At 53.7% G+C, this 4811-nt stretch carries 3 protein-coding genes and 2 pseudogenes; all 5 read left to right on the top strand.

Annotated elements, in window-relative coordinates; translation table 11 throughout:
- A pseudogene (locus AC1RQF_RS33105) lies at positions 1-315 on the top strand (type VI secretion system tip protein VgrG); the annotation flags it as partial.
- A 15-nt stretch (positions 316-330) separates the two neighbouring features.
- Entirely contained in the window at positions 331-3009 is a 2679-nt protein-coding gene (locus tag AC1RQF_RS33100; protein WP_492874332.1) for a DUF8812 domain-containing protein, read from the top strand.
- Positions 2996-3892 (top strand): lysozyme inhibitor LprI family protein, encoded by an 897-nt coding sequence (locus tag AC1RQF_RS33095; RefSeq protein WP_492874330.1) that lies wholly within the window; start codon positions 2996-2998, stop codon positions 3890-3892. The genes AC1RQF_RS33100 and AC1RQF_RS33095 overlap by 14 nt, the downstream gene beginning before the upstream one ends.
- Positions 3893-3930: 38 nt before the next feature.
- On the top strand, positions 3931-4254 hold the full coding sequence (locus AC1RQF_RS33090; RefSeq protein ID WP_492874328.1) for a hypothetical protein: 324 nt from the start codon (positions 3931-3933) through the stop codon (positions 4252-4254).
- A gap of 46 nt (positions 4255-4300) precedes the next feature.
- Positions 4301-4683 (top strand): annotated as a pseudogene (locus tag AC1RQF_RS33085) (transposase); the annotation flags it as partial.
- Positions 4684-4811: the final 128 nt, after the last annotated feature.

The following is a 4811-nucleotide window of genomic DNA, read 5'->3' as shown; positions in this document are numbered from 1 at the left end:
CACTGGGTGAGCATCGGCGGGCATCAGGAGCACACCGTTGAGGGGCACTCCGAGCTGCAGGCCGGCCAGGCCATTCGGCAGCGTTCGAAGGTCGTCGAGCTGCAGGCGGGCGAAGTTTTTCGGCTACGCGGCCCAGGCGGAACTATCACCCTGCACGACGGCGGCATCACGCTGAATGGCGTCGCTATCACCCTGAAAGGCCCGATGAAGCAGCAAGGCGGTGGCAAGGGCAACTCGCTGTCCTTGCAGGGCAACCCGGAGTCTGGGGAAGAGCCGGATGCCACTTACCTCCCCACTTTCTCTGGCGACGCCTAAGGACACGGAGCAGTCATGTCCACATTCAAGTTCCCGTTCAAAGACCAGACCGGCAAAGAAGTACGCAACGCGGACGTCTATTACGATGCGCTGACGATGGCATCGAGTGGCTACTATCCGCTTGGCCCTTCGGGTGTGCATTGCGGCATTCACTATGAGCCAGCCATGGCCAACACCCTGGCACTTGACGAAGGCGTTCGCGCTATCGCGAAAGGTGAGGTCGTAGCCTATCGGGTGAACCGTAGCTACCTCTCCGTCAGGGGCCGAGCCAAACCGCCAATGTCGGATAACGTGCTCTACAGCTCGGGATTCGTCCTCACCCGGCACACCCTGGAGTATCCAGCAGGCAACAAGTTGACCTACTTTTGCCTGTCCATGCATTTGCGATCCTTCGAAGAATACGAACGTCTGGGAGCCAAGGCTCCGCGGCCACCGTATTGGACCTCCAAAATCTACCGCGTCTCACCGAAGGCGAACGACAAGCAAGAGGTAACCAAAGGTTCTGCAGCGCCTGTCATCCAAGGACTGAGAGTGCGCGCACAGCCCGTAGGTGGCACAACCCCTATTCAAGGTATTCTGCCTCCCGGTACGCGCATCATTGGCGGCGAAATCCAGAAAGGATGGGTACGCGTTCAATCGATAGCCGAAGGCAACGTAGCGCCTCCGAAGACAGGTGATGCCGCGATTGAGGCCCGCGCCATAAGCGGCTGGGCTCATCTTGCCGCGCTGGAGGCGCACTCACAGGTGCCGGAGACCTTTGATGAGGTGGTGGTTCCCAAGACCCCGATCAAGGTTAAAGCAGGAGCATTGCTCGGGCACTTGGGCGAGTATCGCCGGGTAGTCGACCCCAGCTCGCCCCGCCAGATGTTGCACCACGAGATCATCGCGGGCGCCGACCTTCCGGCCTATTTGAAGAAGAGTAGAGCCGCAGCGCTAGCGGCTAAACCGGAAGAAAGGACGGTGTTGCGAGTAGCGCCCGGCGCACAATTGCGCAATGCGGTCCTGGCCCCCATCCAGACAGGGGTTCTCCGCCTAGGGTTGGTACTGGAGCTTGATGGCATCCCGCCGGATGAGGCGACCTATGTGAAAGTCAAACCTGTGGCTGAGCTGCAATGGATAGAGCGACGAGCAAAGCTGCCGGCTGGAGCCCAAGAAATAAAGCTGTATCGACACACCAACACCAATCCCTATACCGCTACGGATCTTGTTGCCGAAAACAATCGAGGCACCGATGGACAGGCCAAGGCTACAGTGTATCGGGGCATTCGTGTCGCAACGCCGAATGCGGAGTCGGTATGGATTGCGGCGACTACCTACCGTGGTTTGTACGACCTCAAGAATCTCAAGAAAGAGAGGTTGGTGCTATCAGATCTTAGCGGCTGGAATAGCTATCCGCTCGCCTTCACCGCCAACGGCTACAAGAACGGCAATGTCCCTCATCACTTTGCTATTTCGGCCTTGGAACTGGCGCGCCCCGCTACGCCGGATCCTACCTCCGAACCTATCGGCCTCGCACTGGATGAAGCGGGAAAACGTTGGTGGCAGGTGCAAGTTAGAGACAGCACCACCTGCGCAACGGGCTGGGCAGGCGAAGCAGGCCATACAGGCATCAGCTTGCACTCTCCACACGAATGGGTGGACTTTTCAATAATTGAGTCCGAATCTCAAACGGCCGCTTACGGCAGCTACTTCCTGGCCCTGGCAGACATGGCTGCATTTCAGCGCGGCGAAATGCCACTCAAGAAGAGTCAGCTGGATGCGCCCCTACAGCAGGTTTTCAGCATTCTGGACACCCACCCGGACGGCAAGCTGACGTTGGGCGAACTCCAGGCGGCCCAACGCAGCCGCAGTACCGTACAGCAACTCTCGCGGATCATCCTGCGCTACCCCAGCGAGTGGAAGGCCAATCCGGAGGCCTGGAAGCAGTATGACTCTCAGATCTCGCCGACCGACATGCCGGCATGGGAAAGCGAGAAATCTCGCATGCAGGAACTTTTTTGGTGGGAGGACGTTGAAGGAAAAATAGACGGAATCCCTGCTACCGATAAATCTTTCTACATTCATCCAGTTTCAATCTCAAGTAATTTTCTTCGTTATTCCGCCACGAAACTATCCGAGAGAGGATTTTGGTTTATCTTCAAGCAAGAGACCCTCAGAGGTGTTTCTAACGTTCTTCATTGGCCCAAAGGAGCCAGCGGCGTCACTCTTGGTCCAGGCTACGACATGAAAATGCGAAGTGCCGCAAGCATTCGTTCCGACATGATCTCAATTGGTCTCTCTGAGGATGTCGCAACCAGCATTTCGGCGGCATCAGGCCTAACCGAAACGGCGGCCGATGAATTCCGAAAAAACAATAAGAGTCTTGTTTCGCTAACCGAAGAACAAGAGTTCGCCTTGCTTCGTCTTATAGCTCCTCATTACGAAAAGATGGTTAGGGATAGTGTAGATTCCGATCTCGCGCAGCATGAGTTCGATGCATTGACTTGCTTTGCTTACAATCCGGCGGGCCGATGGTCTTCAGTAACCAGTTTTATTAATGATGGCAATCTGACTGATGCTACCAGCAAGATAAAGGAAGGAGTTACTTCAGCAGGAAAAGTGTTTGTCGGTTTGGTGAAGCGAAGGGATGATGAAACCAACCTCCTTCTCAATGGTCGCTACGAATATCATGGAGTGAAAATTGAACTTCCGTGAGAATTACTCAATCAGTGCTTTCAGCCGAATTGCGCTTTTTTGGGGAAAGATGCTAAGAGCTATTCCTTGTGTGTCACTGGTCGCAGCAAGCGCTGTCTATTCCTCCCCTTTAGTTCAGCCCCCCCAACAGCTACCTATCGAATTGCTGGGGAAGTGGGAGGTTAGCGAAGTCCACCGCAATACCCAGTCATCTCGAACGTTCCAGTATGGCTGGAACTCCCCCATGCTTAGGTGGAGAATCTTTGATTTCAGTCTCTCCAAGATTGTAAATAACACACCCGAGAAAGCGATTCCCTGCCACAATCCTGTGGCCGTATCGAAATCTGTTGTAGTAGGCAGCACGCTGAATCGAGTCCTTGCGCATGAATTAAGTGACACGGGATCGGTAGCAAAGGACTACGAGCTTAATATCCCGGAGTCACGGGTTGTAAATTTCTTGCATATTAATTGCTCAGGTGAAGCCTGGAATGGATCAATTCACTCGTCACAAAATGGTGATGAAATTTTCTCCGACGGGTCCTGGTTATTCTTCATCAGTAGTGATGAAATTGCTCTCCGATGGTATGACGAAACCATCTTGATACTCAAGCGAGTGCCAATCAACGCCAGACCATCGCCATCATTCTCTTGCATTAATGCAAGGCTCCAATCTGAAAGAGCAATTTGTAAATCGCATGCACTTTCCGGGCTTGATAGAGGTGTAGCTTCAGCCTATCGAACGCTCCTGGAATCTACTGAGAGGGAGAGTCCCGGCGAAGTGATGCATGTGAAAAGCAGCCAAAAAAAATGGCTCATGATTAGAAATTCGTGCGGCACTGATAACTCCTGTTTAGCGGACTCAATGGAGCAGAGGATTAGGGAAATTAATATGCCGATCGACTAGGGAAAAGTTGGTTTAGTGGGAGGCATGTTGCGGGCAAAGTGACAGGCTTTCCGGCAGATCAATCTGACTGCCATGTTCACTCAGTTGGATTTATCTCAAAATTAAATCACCCCAATCTTGAAGGGTTGCGCTATTTGTCCATGACGCTTTATGGCGAGAATCGAGGGCAAAACCATGAGTCAGAAATGGCCGTCGCCCGGGATATTAAAAATAGATTGAATACTGGCCGCTGGGGTGATGCATATCAGTCTGCAGTAACTGTAAGGCTCCAGTTTACCTGCTGGAATAAAGATGTAGACCCCAACGGGCATGCCGCCATTCATAATCCTGTCGGTGATCCGTGCGACGTCCCCCACCCTTGAGTAGCGCGACGCTTTAGAGTTCAATCACGTAGTCAGGAGATTGGACATGAAGAAGCGGTTCACTGAAGAGCAGATCATTGGCTTTTTGTGCGAGGTGGAGGCCGGCCTGCCAATCAAGGAGCTTTGCCGCCAGCATGGTTTTTCCGAGGCTAGCTACTACCTGTGGCGCAGCAAATTCTGCGGCATGAGCGTGTCCGATGCGAAACACCTGATAGAGCTTGAGGCGGAAAACAACCGGCTGAAGAAGTTGCTCGCAGAATCGATGCTGGAGACTGAAGTCACCCGCGAGGCGCTGCGAAAAAAGTGGTGAGCGCACCGTCACGCCGAGACTTGGTGCGCCATATGACTCACGGCGGCTTGAGCGAGCGACGCGCGTTGCGGGTGATTGGCATGAGCGCCAGCGCTTATCGCTATCAGCCTGTCCTGGACTGACCTGGGACGTTTCTTGTAGCCATTTGGCAAGTGAGTTCTCTTTTATCCTGATCCGCTTGGGTTTCCCGGACCAGATCTAGAGCGAGTTTTCCGGCGTTTCGGGTCTGGTTGAACCCGGCAAAGGC

The organism is Burkholderia sp. GW821-FHT14F03, assembly GCF_058803765.1.
This window is presented reverse-complemented; position numbering and strand designations above follow the sequence as displayed.